This window comes from Paenibacillus taichungensis (assembly GCF_013359905.1).
Lineage (GTDB): Bacteria > Bacillota > Bacilli > Paenibacillales > Paenibacillaceae > Paenibacillus > Paenibacillus taichungensis.
In genome coordinates, this window is record NZ_JABMCC010000084.1 from 67,844 (window position 1) to 86,317 (window position 18,474).

At 45.5% G+C, this 18,474-nt stretch carries 15 protein-coding genes; 11 read left to right on the forward strand and 4 right to left on the reverse strand.

Going from position 1 to position 18,474, the window contains the following annotated elements; all coding sequences use genetic code 11:
• Positions 1–38: 38 nt before the first annotated feature.
• The gene (gene rnpA / locus HP548_RS02025) at positions 39–389 is read right to left on the reverse strand and encodes a ribonuclease P protein component (RefSeq protein ID WP_076287174.1); all 351 of its coding nucleotides are present in this window, start codon (positions 387–389) and stop codon (positions 39–41) included.
• A 316-nt stretch (positions 390–705) separates the two neighbouring features.
• On the reverse strand, positions 706–840 hold the full coding sequence (gene rpmH, locus HP548_RS02030) for a 50S ribosomal protein L34 (protein WP_024629517.1): 135 nt from the start codon (positions 838–840) through the stop codon (positions 706–708).
• A gap of 781 nt (positions 841–1,621) precedes the next feature.
• On the opposite strand from rpmH, the gene HP548_RS02035 reads away from it, so the two are divergent.
• The 3 genes from HP548_RS02035 to gntK all read left to right on the forward strand — a co-directional run bounded on the left by HP548_RS02035 (position 1,622) and on the right by gntK (position 5,541).
• Positions 1,622–2,296, forward strand: coding sequence for a GntR family transcriptional regulator (locus HP548_RS02035; protein WP_076287173.1), 675 nt, complete (start codon positions 1,622–1,624; stop codon positions 2,294–2,296).
• Positions 2,297–2,545: 249 nt separating this feature from the next.
• A complete protein-coding gene (locus HP548_RS02040; protein ID WP_076287172.1) occupies positions 2,546–3,907 on the forward strand; it encodes a GntP family permease in 1,362 nt (453 codons plus the stop codon).
• A 98-nt stretch (positions 3,908–4,005) separates the two neighbouring features.
• Positions 4,006–5,541, forward strand: coding sequence for a gluconokinase (gntK, locus tag HP548_RS02045; RefSeq protein ID WP_175380723.1), 1,536 nt, complete (start codon positions 4,006–4,008; stop codon positions 5,539–5,541).
• Positions 5,542–5,598: 57 nt separating this feature from the next.
• Here gntK and HP548_RS02050 read toward each other — a convergent pair whose 3' ends face one another.
• Entirely contained in the window at positions 5,599–5,898 is a 300-nt protein-coding gene (locus HP548_RS02050; RefSeq protein WP_175380716.1) for a hypothetical protein, read from the reverse strand.
• A gap of 413 nt (positions 5,899–6,311) precedes the next feature.
• On the opposite strand from HP548_RS02050, the gene dnaA reads away from it, so the two are divergent.
• From dnaA to gyrB, 6 genes are all read left to right on the forward strand, one after another.
• On the forward strand, positions 6,312–7,658 hold the full coding sequence (dnaA, locus tag HP548_RS02055; RefSeq protein WP_024629513.1) for a chromosomal replication initiator protein DnaA: 1,347 nt from the start codon (positions 6,312–6,314) through the stop codon (positions 7,656–7,658).
• Between the two features lie 220 nt (positions 7,659–7,878).
• On the forward strand, positions 7,879–9,021 hold the full coding sequence (gene dnaN / locus HP548_RS02060; protein WP_099857719.1) for a DNA polymerase III subunit beta: 1,143 nt from the start codon (positions 7,879–7,881) through the stop codon (positions 9,019–9,021).
• Between the two features lie 16 nt (positions 9,022–9,037).
• Positions 9,038–9,253 (forward strand): S4 domain-containing protein YaaA, encoded by a 216-nt coding sequence (gene yaaA / locus HP548_RS02065; RefSeq protein WP_024629511.1) that lies wholly within the window; start codon positions 9,038–9,040, stop codon positions 9,251–9,253.
• A gap of 57 nt (positions 9,254–9,310) precedes the next feature.
• A complete protein-coding gene (gene recF / locus HP548_RS02070) occupies positions 9,311–10,423 on the forward strand; it encodes a DNA replication/repair protein RecF (RefSeq protein WP_024629510.1) in 1,113 nt (370 codons plus the stop codon).
• Between the two features lie 13 nt (positions 10,424–10,436).
• Positions 10,437–10,685, forward strand: a complete 249-nt coding sequence (gene remB, locus HP548_RS02075) for an extracellular matrix regulator RemB (RefSeq protein ID WP_017691405.1) — start codon at positions 10,437–10,439, stop codon at positions 10,683–10,685.
• A gap of 146 nt (positions 10,686–10,831) precedes the next feature.
• Positions 10,832–12,742, forward strand: a complete 1,911-nt coding sequence (gyrB, locus tag HP548_RS02080) for a DNA topoisomerase (ATP-hydrolyzing) subunit B (protein ID WP_076287169.1) — start codon at positions 10,832–10,834, stop codon at positions 12,740–12,742.
• An 87-nt stretch (positions 12,743–12,829) separates the two neighbouring features.
• On the opposite strand, the gene HP548_RS02085 is transcribed toward gyrB, so the two are convergent.
• Positions 12,830–13,756: a YheC/YheD family protein gene (locus HP548_RS02085; protein WP_175380717.1), complete on the reverse strand. Its 927-nt coding sequence runs from the start codon at positions 13,754–13,756 to the stop codon at positions 12,830–12,832.
• A 425-nt stretch (positions 13,757–14,181) separates the two neighbouring features.
• Here HP548_RS02085 and gyrA point away from each other — a divergent pair, with 425 nt between their 5' ends.
• Positions 14,182–16,737, forward strand: a complete 2,556-nt coding sequence (gene gyrA, locus HP548_RS02090; protein WP_175380718.1) for a DNA gyrase subunit A — start codon at positions 14,182–14,184, stop codon at positions 16,735–16,737.
• 216 nt (positions 16,738–16,953) lie between these two features.
• Complete coding sequence (locus HP548_RS02095) at positions 16,954–18,072, forward strand: HD-GYP domain-containing protein (RefSeq protein ID WP_175380719.1); 1,119 nt, start codon at positions 16,954–16,956, stop codon at positions 18,070–18,072.
• Positions 18,073–18,474 lie beyond the last annotated feature (402 nt).

The following is an 18,474-nucleotide window of genomic DNA, read 5'->3' on the forward strand; positions in this document are numbered from 1 at the left end:
AAATCATACCATAATTAGGAGGACAAATAAACCGAAGCTTACCGCTTGCCCGACTTCAAAAGAGAGCCCTTGCGCAACGCGTGCAGCAGGCTTTTTTCCATATCCTTATAGGACATGTCCAAAGCACCTTTTCTGACGATAAAGATCAGATCCATCTGCGTGACAATCTCATTCTCATGATGACGTACAATTTCCTTAATCATGCGTCTCATCCGGTTGCGTACGACAGCGTTTCCGATTTTCTTGCTGCAGGATACACCCACTCGGAATTGTTCTGTATCTTTACGACGACAGCCATACACCACAAACTGATGATTGGCAAACGATTTCCCATACCGGTATACGCGGCTAAAGTCCGCCCGGTTTCGTAAACGCAGTCTTTTATACACGGCGCTTCTCCTTGCTGTTTTCCACCAACATTATTGACGAAGACCTCATTACTGATTTAGTATAGGCTTTCTTGAATAACGATAAACCGTCTTGGCGGCAACTTCATTTGGGACGATTGTTGATCAGTCATTTCAACTGAGCAAACATTCATCCTTATATAAGGAACGTTTTCGAAAAAACGGACATCTCATTCATTGAACATAAATGTGTAGTTATGCTTTTGCGCAGCCAATTCAGACCTGACCTTTACTAGCATCCAGTCTGAAATGACCTATTTAAGAAAAAAAAGACCACCTCGGTGGTCTTCACATGCATTTAAGCACTCAGGACTTTACGGCCTTTAAGGCGACGTGCAGCCAGAACTTTACGTCCGTTGCTCGTGCTCATTCTTTTCCGGAAACCATGAACTTTTTTACGTTTGCTAACGTTCGGTTTGAATGTAGGTCTCAATGTATTGCACCTCCTCACAAGGAAATACTTATGTGATGAATCACTTTCATCTTCACAGAAAACACCTTTATACATTTAACCACGAACACCTGGAAAAGTCAACTGCGAGCCACGTACCTCCCTTCTCCTTTTAATGCCTATTCCACCCTACCGAAACGGCCATGGATGCGTTCTCCTGTTTATTACCTTCATAAAGCATCATTTAGAGGCTCCAAAAGTTATCCCCAAGTCCCGGTTCATTCACTAAAAATCAAGTTTTACGGTTATCCACACCCCTGAATCCCCTTAATCTTATCTTTCATCACCTCTTCAAGTTATTCACATGTGGATAACGATTATTTAACGTTGATTTACTGTTTCATTGGCCCATGTTTCGGTTAATATTCCTACGTTTCTGAAAACTATAGTGATGTAGCGATCCAATAGATGAGCAAATATTTTGGATTTTGAATTGATATACTTTAAATTTAATGTATCCGCTTTATTCTTATGGTTTACAAGTTTTCGAGAAAGGTGTAGGATAAAAAAATCACATCTTGTATACAAGTATACTTATGGGAAGTGCAGTATAGATCCTGACACATTTAAAGGAAGATAATTATTCCTCCAGCTCTTTGATAAATCCATTTGAAGCAGTATAACGTTCCTAAATTCAGCAGGCGCACAGAGCATAGAACCACTTATTCTCATCATAAGGATTGATGTAAATCGCTCAATCTGCAAAATAGTTGTGCTATGATCAGTATTGAACTGATTACTTATAATAGGAGCGTTAGCCACTATGCTGTTTCCTTCATCCTGGCTTCAGGGAGCTTCCCGCGGGGAAGCCATTGCCTGCGAACTAAGACTGCGGATCATTAGCGGAACCCTTCGTCCTGGCGAAATTTTGTCAGAAAATCGGATTGCCGCTGATTTTGACAGCAGTCGCTCACCTGTACGCGAAGCGTTAAGAACATTGTCGAATGAAGGGCTCATTCGGCTGGAGCGTATGGGTGTCGTTGTTATTGGATTGAAAATTAAAGATGTCGAGGAATTGTACGATGTACGTTTCCTGATTGAAAGTTTTGTGCAGCAGCGGCTTGCGGGGGATGTGCCAGATCAATTGATTACCCAGCTACGTAATGTAATAGACAAAATGGACTTGGCTGGACGCCATCAAGATGCGGTTGAATTCGCATATCAGGATCTCGTTTTTCACGAGACTATTATTGAAGCTGCCCAGCATTCCCGTATTTTACATCTATGGAGAAGCATTCGTTATGTTGTCATGACGGTTATGCTGCTCACCACCCGTAGGGTCTTTGTTCAAGGCGAGCAGAAAGTAAGCGCTGTAATCGGCAAACATCGTTTGCTGATCGAGGCTCTTGAATCGGGTGATAAAACACGCATTCAAGCTGGAGTTCGCACGTATTTTCAGGATTCAGGCAAGACGCTGCACGAAAGCTTTGATTCTTAATGACTTGTAATGAAATTCCATTCGTCAATTCATGGAATATCTGTGCAGAGGGTTCGCAATCATATCCGTTGTGAATGATTGCGCTCCAACTTGTCGACAAGTATACAAAATGCGATTTGTTTCAATTTTTTGGGGCATATTAAGAGGGATTCAAGCCGCCCGTGCTACATGATCGTAAAAGTGTCTTCCCTCCACCTGGTCATGGAACCGTTGTAAGCGTTATATATCAGAAAAAAAGGAGCATACCTCATGAGCACTCTTTTTGGGCTATCCCATAATGCAACGTTATTGGTCTGGACATTAATTGCGATTGTCTTCCTGATCGTGTTGATCTCCAAATATAAATGGAATCCTTTCATTACCCTTTTGTTGTCCGCACTAATGCTTGGTTTGCTTACAGGTATGAAGCCTGCGGATGTCATTTCCTCCATTACGGGAGGACTTGGCGGAACACTTGGAACGATCGCCATCGTTATCGGTCTGGGGACCATGCTTGGTAAGATGATGGCTGAATCCGGCGGAGCCGAGCGTATTGCTACCACACTGGTGGATCGTTTCGGTGTAAAACGTGTGCACTGGGCGATGATGATTGTTGGTTTTATCGTCGGTATTCCTGTATTCTTCGAAGTCGGCGTCATTCTGCTGATTCCGATCATTTTCACCGTTGCACGTAAAACCAATATGTCGCTGCTGCAGATCGGTATTCCGATTTTGGCAGGTCTCTCTACTGTACATGGTCTCGTTCCACCTCACCCGGCTCCCATGATTGCCATCGAAGCGTTCAGCGCCGATTTGGGTAAAACGATCTTGTACTCCCTTATTGTAGGTATCCCGACTGCTATTATCGCTGGACCTCTGTTTGGTAAATTTATCGGTAAAAGAATACATACCGAACCGCCTGCAGAGCTGGCTGAACAATTCGCTACGAAAAAAAGTAACAACTTGCCAGGTTTCGGCATAACCCTGTTTACCATCTTGCTGCCGGTCATTTTGATGCTTATTGGCTCCATCGCCAATATCGTAGACCCAGACGCTACAAGCGGATTTACCGTTTTCTGTGAATTTATTGGCCATGAAATTATAGCCCTGCTGATCTCCGTCGTGTTCGCCCTCTTTTCGCTCGGTTTCTCACGGGGGTTCAACAAACATGACATCTCCCGCTTCACCAGTGAATGTCTGGCGCCTACGGCGACCATCATTCTCATCATTGGCGGTGGCGGTGCGTTCAAACAGGTGTTGATTAATAGTGGTGTAGGTAATGCCATTGCTGAGGTCGCCACACATGCCAATATTAATGTGATCCTGTTCGCCTGGCTTGTAGCCGCACTCATTCGGGTTGCTACCGGTTCTGCAACTGTGGCCATGACGACAGCAGCTGGTATTGTAGCTCCGGTCCTTGCACTAACGCCTGGTGCCAATATTGAACTTGTCGTACTCGCTACCGGGGCAGGTTCACTTGTACTATCTCATGTGAACGACGCAGGCTTCTGGATGATCAAAGAATTCTTCAACATGAGTGTGTCTCAGACGTTGAAGACGTGGACCGTTATGGAAACACTATTATCTGTTGTTGGACTGATCTTTATTTTGCTGCTGAGTACAGTCGTATAAATTGACTACCTATATAGAAGAAGAAAATAAATCCACACCATTAGAGTTTTATTTTATGGGTTCAAAAGAAAGAAGGTTTATGTAAAGTGAACAACTATATGATTGGTATGGATATCGGTACAACCAGTACCAAATCCGTACTCTTTACGGAACAGGGCGAAGTTGTAAGCACCTCGACTCAGGAATATCCTTTATACACCCCAGCTCCCGATGTCGCTGAGCAGGATCCAGAACAAATTGTGCAAGCCGCCCTTCGCTCCGTACGCGGCGTGATGGATCAAAGCGGCGTAGCTGCCGAACAAATTATGTTCGTATCCTGCAGCTCTGCCATGCACAGTGTTATTGCGATGGGACAAGATGGTATGCCCCTAACTCGCTGTATCACTTGGGCTGACAACCGGAGTGCTGCCTGGGCCGCCAAACTGCAAGAGGATGGAATCGGGCATTCTATCTATTTGCGAACAGGTACACCGATCCACCCCATGTCGCCACTGACCAAATTAATGTGGCTGCGTCATGATGAACCTGAACTATTTCAACGTACCGCCAAATTTATCTCTATTAAAGAATATTTGTTCTTCCGTCTGTTCGGCCAATATGTCGTGGATCACTCCATCGCCTCATGTACCGGCCTGCTCAATCTGGAACAACTGGATTGGGATGCAGAAGCACTTGAGGTTGCAGGCATTACACCTGACCATCTATCGCAGCTCGTCCCGACCACACATATTATAGAGGGAATGGATCGCACATGGGCTGAAAAAATGGCTCTCTCCCCCTCTACTCCCTTCGTCATCGGTGCAAGTGACGGGGTATTGTCCAATCTGGGCGTAAACGCCATTGAACCTGGCGTTGTTGCAGCAACGATCGGCACTAGCGGCGCGATTCGCACCGTCGTTGACCGTCCGGTTACCGATCCAAAAGGTAGAACGTTCTGTTACGCCCTCACCGAGAATCTTTGGGTTATCGGCGGACCTGTGAATAACGGTGGCATGCTGTTCCGCTGGGTACGGGACGAATTCGCTGCCTCGGAAGTCGAAACAGCCAAACGGCTCGGCATCAATTCCTATGATGTACTCACTAAGATTGCGGAACGCGTCAGCCCCGGTTCGGAAGGACTTCTATTCCATCCGTACCTTTCAGGGGAACGCGCCCCTTTATGGAATCCGGACGCCCGGGGTTCCTTCTTTGGTTTGACCCTTCACCACCAGAAAGAGCATATGATTCGTTCCGTTTTGGAAGGGGTTATTTTCAACCTGTATACGGTACTGCTGGCCATGGAAGAACAGATCGGACAACCTACCTCCATTCAGGCAACGGGTGGTTTCGCTCGTTCCCCACTCTGGCGTCAGATGATGTCCGATATATTCAACCAGGAAGTCATTGTGCCCGAGAGCTTCGAAAGTTCCTGTCTGGGGGCCGTCGTGCTCGGTCTTTATGCTACAGGGCGAATTAAGTCGCTTCATGCCGTTTCATCGATGGTTGGTACAACGCACAAGCATACCCCTATTAAAGCACATGCATCGATCTACCAGGAGCTGCTCCCCATCTTTATTCGCATTTCGCGAAAATTGGAAGAAGAATATGCAGATATCGCGGATTTCCAACGTAAATTTTCTGCTCATAACGAGTAAATCATGCTTTTATAACCACCAAAAAGAGGTTGTTCTCTTAGACCACCATTCCGGTCTTCAGGAACAACCTCTTTTTGGCATACGCAAAACTGCTGCAATGGGGACACATCCATCTCCAAGGTTTGCACGCTTATCCATCCTACCTCTTTTAGGAATAAATCCTACGTTCAATTCATACAAATCAGTAAACGTTCCTTGGTACCAACAGGCCCTCTTCTTGATCTCCTCTGCCTTTGATTTTGTCGTTTCCTCAATTCCTCTCTTCAAAAAAGGAAAAAAGGTATGAAGAGTCACTCCCCTGTAAATCCCCAAAACGGCCATTATCACTTTACGGTTATCCACAGAGAGGTTATTCACAAACAGAGAATACTTTTACACACAATTCAGCATCATTTGACGAATAACCTGTGTATAAAATAATTTGGGTTTTTGGGTCATCTTGTCGAAAGTTAAACAATTTATAAACAATATATTGTGTTGTGATTAAAAATTATACACAAGTTATTGAATTTGTGGATAAAATCACGCGATACATTGAAATGCCGGGCTTCTTTTGCTATGATTGTATTACTTTTGGATGTGAATATGTGATCTGACCCATAATATTATCAACAGCCTGTGGATAAAGTTGTGAACAATTTTCCGTTGTTCATTCTTTTTTTGTTTTCGACCTGCGGGGGTTTGGGGATAAATTCAACAATATATCTCGTATTTCGACACTGCATCATGGCTTAAGCCACACTTGGAACATGTAAAAGGAGTGACAGTCTGTGGACAGCCATACTTCTGATTTATGGCAGCAAATTTTATCAATCATACAAAACAAGCTCAGCAAACCCAGCTTTGACACTTGGTTCAAAGCAACCAAAGCTACCAAGCTGAATGATCGTTCGATCGTCATATCCGCACCAACCACGTTTGCCGTCGAATGGCTGGAGAGCCGTTACACCAAACTGGTCGGATCGACGGTATATGAGCTGCTTGGCAAACAGGTCGATGTGAAATTTGTCATCGAGGAGAACAAGCCTGCTGAACCGGACCCTCAACTGCCAGCGCCAACGCCTACAGTTGTTCAGGAAGAAGCGGTACTCAGCATGCTGAATCCAAAATATACATTCGATACATTTGTCATTGGGCCGGGCAACCGTTTTGCCCACGCCGCATCGCTGGCGGTCGCTGAAGCGCCCGCCAAAGCATACAATCCTCTGTTTCTCTATGGAGGGGTAGGTCTCGGCAAAACTCACTTGATGCATGCGATCGGACATTACGTCTTGGAGCATGATCCGGGCAGCAAAGTTGTTTATTTGTCATCTGAGAAATTCACGAACGAATTCATTAACTCGATCCGTGATAACCGCGGGGAGAGCTTCCGTAACAAATACCGTAGTGTCGACATTCTGCTCATTGATGATATTCAGTTCTTGGCTGGAAAAGAATCGACGCAAGAGGAATTTTTCCATACGTTTAATGCGCTGCATGAGGAACGGAAACAGATCATCATCTCCAGCGACAGACCGCCGAAGGAAATTCCGACCCTGGAAGAACGGCTTCGTTCCCGTTTTGAATGGGGGTTAATTACGGATATCCAGCCTCCAGATCTGGAGACACGGATTGCTATTTTACGTAAAAAAGCTCGTGCGGAAAACCTGGATATTCCGAATGAGGCGATGATGTACATCGCCAACCAGATTGATACCAATATTCGTGAACTGGAAGGGGCACTGATTCGGGTTGTTGCCTATTCTTCGCTGACTAATCAAGATGTAACCACTCATCTAGCAGCTGAAGCACTGAAGGATATTATTCCTTCCAGTCGTCCAAAAATGATCACTATTCACGACATCCAACAAAAGGTCGGCGAGTATTACAGCCTTAAGCTTGAAGATTTCAAAGCACGGAAACGGACCAAGGCCGTTGCGTTCCCAAGACAGATTGCTATGTATCTCTCTCGTGAACTTACAGACTTTTCTTTGCCCAAAATCGGTGAAGCATTTGGAGGGCGAGATCATACCACCGTCATCCATGCGCACGAAAAGATCTCCCAGGCGATTAAAGTCGATCAGGATCTCTATAAAGTTATCAACAACTTAACCGAAAAAATTAAGAATCCAACCTGAATAAGTCCCAAGCCTGTGCACAACGTATACACATGTGGATAGGCTTGGGCTTATGGGTTTATACCCACTTATCCACATATTCAGTGCCCCTATTACTATTATTACTATAAAGATCTAAAAGATATCATCTCCAAATAAGCGATTTCGAAGCTTAGCCTTCGGCCTTTGAAAAACACCTTTCAACACCCAAACACCTAAAAAATCAGCTAGGAGTGAAACCATGAAAATCAGCATAATGAAAAACTATTTAAACGATTCCATACAGCAAGTATCCAAAGCGATCTCGAGCCGTACGACGATCCCAATTCTGAGCGGTATCAAATTCGACGTTAATCATCAAGGTGTGACGTTGACAGCAAGCGACACCGATATTTCAATTCAATCCTTCATCCCGCTTGAAGATGGTGATAAAAGTGTTGTTCAGGTAGATCAACCCGGTAGTGTAGTTCTACCAGCCAAGTTTTTCGTGGAGATCATCAAGAAGCTGCCATCGCAGGAAGTGCACATGGAAGTCAAAGATAACTTCAACACCTTTATTTCCGCAGGAGCTACAGAAATTCAACTGGTTGGTCTTGATCCGGAAGAATTCCCAGTATTGCCAAGCATCGAAGAAAACCAAACGGTCTCCATTCCAGGAGATTTGCTCAAAAACATGATTAAACAAACCGTATTCTCCATTTCCACACATGAAACTACGCCGATTCTGACAGGTGTACTCTGGAGTTTGGGTGACAATGAACTGAAATTTGTGGCAACTGACCGTCACCGTCTTGCTACTCGTTCAGCAATGCTGGATAATGCAGAAGGTGTGAGATTCAACAATGTGGTGATCTCGGGCAAAACGCTGAACGAACTCAGCAAAATTGTGCCGGATCAAAATACACTTGTGGATATCGTTGTCGCTGATAATCAAGTCTTGTTCAAAATCGACCGTGTTCTGTTCTATTCGCGTATTTTGGACGGAACTTATCCGGATACTTCTAGAATTATTCCGACTTCGTACAAAACAGAACTCGTTTTGGATACAAAAAAATTAAGTGAATCTATTGACCGGGCTTATTTGCTGTCGCGTGAAGAAAAAACAAATATTGTGCGGATGCAGACAATGGATTCCGGATCGATCGAAATTTCATCCAGCTCTTCCGAGCTGGGGAAAGTAAGAGAAGAGATCGAACCTGCCGACTTTAACGGCGAACCGCTGAAAATCTCGTTCAACTCCAAATATATGCTGGATGTGCTGAAAGTGGTGGAGAGTGAGCAGCTGATGATCGCTTTCACTGGCGTCATGAGTCCTATCATCCTGAAACCGCTGGACGACAGTCACAGCTTGTACGTCATATTGCCTTACCGGACGACCAACTAACGAGAGGAAGATCATAGTGAACCAAGTAGCGATTCGTACGGAATATATTAAGCTTGACCAATTTTTGAAACTGGCCGATTGCATACCAACTGGAGGTATGGCCAAAGCACTGCTTCAGGACGGACTTGTACGTGTGAATAAAGAGCCTGAGGAACGCCGGGGACGCAAGTTATACCCTGGGGATATCGTTGAGGTGGACGGAGAAGGTTCGTTCGAAGTTGTCGCACAATAAGAAGACCAGTTAGATCCTGCTGCCTCCTGACGGACGGGATAAAAGGGAGGTTACCGCGTGTTTGTAAACAGCATAGATCTGCAGCAATTCCGCAATTATGAACATCTGAGACTGGATTCATTTGGTCCTGTAAATCTTTTGATCGGGCAAAATGCCCAAGGTAAGACCAATCTTGCAGAAGCCATCTTTGTGCTTGCACTCACTAAGAGCCACCGTACATCCCGTGATAAGGAACTGATTCGTTTCGGTGAAGAACGTGCAAGGCTTGCAGCAGAGGTCGACAAAAAGTACGGATCGGTCAAGCTCGAGCTATCTTTGTCGCAACAAGGCAAAAAAGCAAAGATCAACGGTTTGGAACAGCGCAAGCTGAGTGATTTTGTCGGAGCGCTTAATGTGGTGATGTTTGCACCGGAAGATCTTGAGATTGTCAAAGGCACACCGGGGGTCCGCCGCCGGTTTCTTGACATGGAGATTGGACAGGTGGCTCCAGGTTACCTGTATCATCTGCAGCAATATCAAAAAGTGCTCGTTCAGCGTAACAATCTGCTCAAGCAATTATGGGGGCAGAACGCTTCAGCGCAGACCATGCTTGAGGTGTGGAATGAACAACTGGTGGAGCATGGTGTTAAAATCGTCAAAAAAAGGAAACAATTCATAAAGAAACTGCAAAAGTGGGCTGAAACGATTCATCAGGGCATCACCGGAGGCGGAGAAGTCCTGCGTCTGGCCTACCTTCCTTCCTTCAGCGAAGCCGCTGAGGAAGATGAAGCTGTCTTAATGGACCAATTTATGATAAAATTATCACAAATGAAAGAGCAGGAGATTCGCCGAGGCACAACGCTTAGTGGGCCGCATCGGGATGACCTGTCCTTTTTCATTAACGATCGGGAAGTACAAACGTATGGCTCGCAGGGGCAGCAGCGCACAACGGCGTTGTCCCTTAAACTTGCGGAAATTGAACTGATTCATGAAGAAATCGGAGAATATCCGGTCCTGCTGCTAGACGATGTACTGTCTGAACTGGATCCTTTTCGTCAAACGCAGCTGATCGAAACGTTCCAGAGCAAGGTGCAAACCTTTATTACGGCTACCGGCATCGAGAGTCTGAACGTTGACAAACTCAAAGATGCCAGTATTTATCACGTTCATGCCGGACAGGTTGAACGCTAAGGAGTGAGGGCTTATGTACATTCATCTGGGCGGCGAGAAGATTATCCGATCTTCCGAATTGGTCGCTATTTTTGATATATCGATTGAAAAATCCTCAAAAATTTCCAAGCAGTATGTCACGCATGCCGAGCAGGAAAAAACAGTGGAGCATATTGGTGAAGAGGAAGCCAAGTCCATTGTCGTGACCAAAAACATTGTGTACTACTCGCCTATTTCCTCAGCTACGCTCAAGAAGCGAGCTCACATTTTTCCTGATCTCTAGCCTATCGGCGGTACGAGTTATTGTACCTTTTGCTGCTTGTCTTTATTTAGATTGCTTGCTGGAATTAAGGGAATATGTTCATTTCAGGATGCATTCTTAGTTAACGCATATTTACGATATTGAATCTATAGAAGTAGGTGAAAGGCATGTCTATGAATCAACCGTCATATGGTGCAGATGAAATTCAGGTACTTGAAGGGCTGGAAGCCGTACGTAAACGACCGGGGATGTATATTGGTTCCACCAGTGCCAAAGGTCTGCATCATCTCGTTTGGGAAGTAGTGGACAATAGTATTGACGAAGCACTCGCAGGTTATTGTGATCATATCGAAGTTACTATTCATGAAGATAACAGCGTCACTGTAGTCGATAACGGGCGGGGGATTCCTGTCGGTGAACATGCCAAAATGAAACGTCCTGCACTTGAGGTTGTAATGACTGTTCTGCATGCAGGCGGTAAATTTGGCGGTGGCGGGTACAAAGTATCCGGTGGTCTTCATGGTGTAGGTGTATCTGTCGTCAATGCTCTATCAGCGAAAGTAGTTGTTACAGTTAAGGTTGACGGCCATGTGTATCAACAGGAATACCGTCGCGGTGCTCCGCAGTATGATCTGAAAACGATCGGAACAACGGAGGAAACGGGAACAACGGTTACGTTCCATCCGGATCCGGAGATTTTCACGGAAACAAGAGTTTATGACTATGAAACTTTGCTGACTCGTATTCGTGAGCTCGCGTTTCTGAACAAGGGAATTGGTATGACTTTAACCGATGAACGTACAGGTGTAACCAACTCTTTCCTGTATGAGGGCGGTATTATCGAGTATGTCTCCTTCCTGAACCAGAAGCGTGAAGTACTGCACGAAAACCCGATTTATGTAGAAGGATCAAGAGACAACATTCAGGTTGAAGTTGCATTGCAATACAATGACAGCTACACCGAGAATATTTACTCTTTTGCCAACAACATCAACACACATGAGGGTGGGACGCACGAATCCGGATTCAAAAGTGCTCTTACCCGGATTATCAATGATTATGCGCGTAAAGCCGGTGTAATCAAAGACAGCACGGGTAACCTGTCCGGGGATGATGTACGTGAAGGTCTAACAGCGATTATCTCAGTCAAGATCCCTGAACCGCAATTTGAGGGACAGACGAAGACCAAGCTGGGTAACAGTGAAGTTCGCGGAATTGTGGAATCCCTGTTTGCTGAGAAGCTGCAGGAATTCCTGGAAGAGAATCCTTCCGTATCCCGTCGCATTTTGGAAAAAGGACTGCAAGCTGCCCGTGCACGTGAAGCAGCTCGTAAAGCACGTGAACTCACGCGTCGTAAAGGTGCACTCGAAGTCAGCTCTTTGCCAGGTAAATTGGCCGACTGTTCATCCAAGGATGCTTCAATCAGCGAATTGTACATCGTCGAAGGTGACTCTGCCGGTGGATCGGCGAAGCAAGGACGAGATCGTCATTTCCAAGCGATTTTGCCACTGCGTGGTAAGATTCTGAACGTGGAAAAAGCACGTCTTGACCGGATTTTGGGTAATGCGGAGATCAGAGCAATTATTACTGCAATGGGTACCGGAATTGGTGATGATTTCGATATTGCCAAAGCACGTTATCACAAAATCATTTTGATGACGGATGCCGACGTCGATGGCGCCCACATTCGGACATTGCTTCTGACATTCCTTTATCGCTATATGCGCAAAATCATTGAGGCTGGTTATGTATATATTGCCCAACCGCCATTGTTCAAGATTGAGCGCAATAAAGTGATTCGTTATGCTGGTTCCGAGAAGGAACGTGATGAAATTATCGCAACACTCGGTGAGAATGCGAAATTCAATATCCAGCGTTATAAAGGTCTTGGCGAGATGAATGCCGGACAATTATGGGAAACGACGATGGACCCTGAAAGCCGGACCATGCTTCAAGTATCGATCAGCGATGCGATGCTGGCCGATGCCATGTTCGACACCTTGATGGGGGATAATGTTGAACCTCGTCGTGACTTTATTCAGGAAAATGCAAAATACGTGAAAAACCTCGACATCTAACGATATTCGAAGAGGCGCCTGCGAGGGCGCCTCTTTTACATTATGGGGTTAGTTATTGAGATTTTAGGTTGGACTCTGGAGTGACTGTTATCGGTGTGTGCGGCTTTTGGCAGTGGAGGCCTGGGCTTTGGGGGAGGTGCGAGATGTCTTCCCTTTTTTGGAGGGTAATCTGCCGTACGCTCTCGCATAACGCTTGATCTTTCGGTACGTTTCCTTATCAGGCAATAGGCCAAAAGCATAGATACCTGGTAATGTGTTGACTTCAATAATCCATGGCCGTCCATCTTCATCCAGTGCGATATCGATACCAATCTCTTTGAGCCTTGGAAATGACCTCTGAAGCTGTACCGCCGTATGAATGCCTAAACGATATAGCTCACTGCGTAGTTGCTGGAACCGATCCTGATCAAATTGAGGGCGTACCAACTCATTAAAGGTGGCCAATCGTCCGCCGCCATGAATGTTGGTAATGATCTTGCCCGGTGCAGCAACTCTTCCCAGGATACCTGTCGTTTCCCAGTTGCGTTCTAGATTCTTCTGGGTCAATACCCGCAGGTCGAAAGGTAATCCATCATGTTTCATCAGCGGAATACCTTGCTGAATGATGTATTCGCGATTCTGGATACGTTCAGTGAGCGCCAAATCGAGCTCATCGAGGGAATGGAAGTGTTTTTCCTCCGTCCCATATCGAAGTTCATACGTGGTCAGAGGGACTTCAGTAGAGATCTCGGCACTGTCTTCAGCTTCGGATGGGGAGAGTGGATCAACGGCGTTTTCCGATGTGTTTGCATCGGTAATCGGGTTTGGTTTTATACGGATGGTTTTTACCCGCATGACACCATTGCCGTAAGTTCCCCGATCCGGTTTGATATAGTTTGACTCGAATAATTCAGTCATCCGTTCCAGGGTCTGGCGATTATATTGTCGTGTTACTGGTATATATTCATTCACATTACGGCTGCGTTGTAACACAGCTGTCTTGGTCCATTTGCTGGAGACACGCTGGATGCCCAAGAGCCATCAGTCCTTTCGTGTTTTAATGGGGTTTATAAGAGTGGCAGACGCGGAGAAATCAAAGGACAAGAGATGATTTCAGTGGTATAATAGAGAAATATGGCGTTTTGTGCGGTTTTGTTGCACAGATGTAGTTTGATCGTAGAACGGGAACGGTCTAAGCCTGAATATACACAGTACAATTGCCGCTTTTTCTAGCATTGTATGTGCAAATGGGGAGGAAGGCAGGGCGAACCCCCAGACTCTCTAAAGTTCCCGGAAGAAAGGCTATTGCCCAGCGGACGTTTAATTGTTTACCTTTTGTGAAAGTAATATAATAAAGAGTAGCGTCCTTGTGCGGTTTTAGCCTTGTTAGGCTCTTCACATATAATTAATTTTGAATGATTGAATGGAATGTTTGTTGAAGGACAAGAAGGAGGTCCAGCATGGCGGAAGAAATGAACTCGCAGATTAAAGATCGGGATATTGGCGTCGAGATGCGTGAATCGTTTATGGATTATGCGATGAGCATTATTGTGAGCCGTGCCTTACCTGACGTGCGTGACGGATTGAAGCCGGTTCACCGGCGTATTCTGTACGCAATGTCCGAGCTAGGCATGACACCCGATAAACCACATAAAAAATCAGCTAGAATCGTCGGCGAAGTTATCGGTAAGTATCACCCACACGGTGACTCTGCCGTATACGAAACGATGGTACGGATGGCACAGGACTTCTCCCTGCGCTACATGCACGTAGATGGACATGGTAACTTTGGATCGGTGGATGGCGATATGGCAGCAGCCATGCGTTATACGGAAGCCCGGTTGTCCAAGATTGCTATGGAAATGCTCAGAGACATCAACAAGGATACGATTGACTTCCAGCCGAACTATGACGGTGAAGAAAGTGAACCTATCGTTCTGCCAGCTCGTTTCCCTAACTTGCTTGTCAATGGTGTCGGCGGGATTGCGGTAGGTATGGCGACCAATATTCCTCCTCATAACCTGGGAGAGGTCATTGACGGCGTGCAGGCTATGATCAAAAATCCAGACATCACTTCCATGGAATTGATGGATTATATCCACGGGCCAGACTTCCCAACTTCCGGTTATATTTTGGGACGCTCCGGAATTCGCCAGGCGTATCAAACCGGACGTGGTTCAGTAACGATGCGGGCCAAAACTAACATCGAAGAAAACAACAACAAAGCACGGATTATCGTTACGGAACTTCCTTATCAGGTGAACAAGGCAAGACTCGTTGAGAAAATTGCTGAGTTGGTACGTGATAAAAAAATTGATGGTATTACGGATCTCCGTGATGAGTCTGACCGTAACGGTATGCGGATCGTAATTGAGCTTCGCAGAGACGTGAACCCGGGTGTAGTGCTGAACAACCTGTACAAGCATACAGCGATGCAGTCCACCTTTGGGATTAACATGCTCGCGATTGTAAATAAAGAACCTAAGATTCTGAATCTGCGTGAAGTGTTGTATCACTACTTGCAGCATCAGATTGAGGTTATACGTAGACGTACACAGTTCGAACTGAAAAAAGCGGAAGCACGCGCACACATTCTGGAAGGCTTGCGTATCGCGCTGGATCATATCGACGAAATTATTGCGTTGATTCGTTCATCCAGCAATACGGATGCAGCCAGAGAAGGTCTGATTGAGCGTTTCTCACTCAGTCATGATCAGGCTCAAGCTATCCTCGATATGCGTCTGCAACGCCTGACAGGTCTGGAACGTGAGCGCATCGAAAATGAGTATAACGAACTGATGGTCAAAATTAAGGAATATCGTGAAATTTTGGCCAACGAGCACCTGGTGCTTGAAATTATCAGCACGGAGCTGCAAGAAATCCGTGATCGCTTCAGCGATGATCGTCGTACCGAAATCACTGTAGGTGAAGAGAGCATTCTGGACGAGGATCTGATTCCGCGTGAAGAAGTTATCATCACTATTACCCATACAGGCTATGTGAAACGTCTGCCGGTATCCACATACCGCAGTCAGAAGCGTGGCGGACGTGGGGTTGTGGGAATGGACACCAAAGATACCGACTTTGTTGAGCATCTGTTTGTGACCAACTCTCACAATTACCTCATGTTCTTTACCGACAAAGGTAAAGTGTACCGTCTCAAAGCTTATGAGATTCCAGAGCTTGGCCGTACAGCACGGGGGACGCCGATTATTAACCTGATTCAGATCGAGCAGGGTGAATCGGTCAATGCCGTGATTCCAGTTCAGGAATTCGAGAGTGACAAGTATCTGTTCTTTGCTACCCGCCAAGGGGTTGTGAAGAAGACACCACTTGAGGATTATACGAATATTCGCAAAGGCGGTCTAATCGGGATCTCCCTGCGTGATGATGATGCCCTTATTGATGTTAAGCTGACAGACGGACAGCAAGAGATCATTATGGGTACAGCTCACGGGATGTCCATCCGGTTCTCGGAAGGAAATGTTCGTTCCATGGGACGGAGTGCAACCGGGGTTAAAGGGATCACACTGGATGAGCAGGATGTTGTAATCGGTATGGACGTTGTAGATCAGGAACTGGATGTTCTGATTGTTACAGCCAAAGGTTACGGTAAACGTACGCCTGTCAGCGATTATCGGATGCAGACTCGTGGCGGTAAAGGGATTAAAACCATTAACGTCACAGATAAGAACGGTGCGGTAGTCAGTCTGAAAATGGTTAAGACGGAAGAAGATCTGATGATCATCACTTCCAGCGGTACGTTAATTCGAATGAGTATGGAAGGCATATCCACGATGGGTCGATACACGCAAGGCGTGAAGCTGATTCATATTCGCGATGAGGATGCCGTAGCTACAGTCAGCCGAATTGACAAGAATGAGGAAGAACCAGATGACGAAGAATTGCTTGAAGGTACAGAAGCCGTTGATTCGGAAGGTCTAGAGTCAACTCTTGATGAGGGCGCGGTTTCCGATGCGGAAGTTGAGGGCGATGATTCAGGTTCGGAAGCATAGAATCAATTTTCTATAACGATAATCATTTCATGATTTCTATGAAATTGGAGGGCTCCCATATGGGGGCCCTTTGTTATTTTCACCGCTCCAGGACCATTCTCCTCGAAATCTGGGATGTACAGCCTGATTTTTGAGTAATATAATGGGAATTAACGTGAAAAACCGGGACTATGGTCTTGATATCTTATAGAAGAACGATGAGTGAGGGGAATAAACATGGGATTAATCACCCTGTCTGAAGTCAAACCAGGACTTAAACTGGGAAATGACGTACAAACGCTTCGAGGCAATGTTCTGTTTCAGAAGGGCAAAGTCATTCTGCCTAAAGATGTGGAAGTACTCAGAGCCTTTATGATTCATCAAGTGGACATCGAGCAAGAAAGAACAGGGACAAGCAGTACAAGTTCTAAAGCTTCATCCGCCTCTTCAGTCCATGCAGCTAATGAGAAGAACGGAGAACGGGCAGGGAAAGGCAGCAGCGCAGTCTTAGCACCCGCAGTACCGTCTCTGCATGAAGAGTATGAAAAGATGGTGGGACTGACCAAAAGTGCTTTCCTATCCTCCTTGGCGGCTGAATTACCTGTATATGAATTGCGTACACAGTTGGAAGCTTTGTTTGTTCATCTTAAACAGTATAATGTGCTTACCTTCAGTCCACGAGTGATGCAGGAACATGATTATGTGTATCATCATGCCGTCTTGAGTGCCATTACGTCTTATCAGTTGGCCCAGTGGATTGATCTTCCGTCCAAAGACTGGATGCAGGTAGCTTTTGCAGGATTGTTCCATGATATTGGTAATAACAAAGTGGACCCACAGATCCTCCATAAACCCTCTACGTTAACTGCGTCAGAGCAGGCAGAGATCCGACAGCATACGAAATATGGCTATCAGGTACTGAAGCAGGCGAAGGCCATCAATGAGGGAGCAAGACTCGCAGCATTGCAGCATCATGAAAAAGTGGATGGATCGGGTTACCCGCTGCAGCTCAGCGGCACGCAGATTCATATCTATGCCAAGATTGTAGCTATCGCTGATATCTTCCACGCTATGACTCTGGAGAAGATCTATCGTAAGGCACAGTCACCGTACCTGGTACTTGAACAAATTCAGAGTGAGGCTTTTGGCAAATTGGATCCTGCTATCGTAAATGTATTCGTCCAGCGTTCCACACAGATCCATAACGGTATCCGAGTGAAGCTCAGCAATAATCAAATTGGTGAGATTATATTCTCAGATCGGGATCATCCTACACGGCCGATGGTATCAGTAGAAGGAACAATCATCAATCTGATGCAGCAAAGGCAGCTACATATCCAGGAAGTCATTGGGTAACTAAATCTTCAATTCATATATAAGAACAGGGCCTTTCCAATATGGAAAGGCTTTTTTATTAAACTTAAAGTAGAGTATGAGATTAGCATGTATAGGTGGAGAGATATTCTTACGCAAATTAAGCAGAGTAATGTATATAGGATCAGGCTTATATGGGAGACATATTAGAGCGAGTGTAGAAAGAAATAACTTTATTGAAAAAAAAGCTTGCATTCCAAATCTGTACATGGTATATTCTAATTCCGGCCAAGAAAACACGAAAAACACGGTGCGGCAAGCGAAACAAATAAGCTTCGAAAGAAACTTAAAAAAAGAGCTTGCAAAGTTGGTTCGGATGTGATAAGATATAAAAGTTGCTGAGGTGAACAACACACGGCAATGAAATAAGTTTGATCTTTGAAA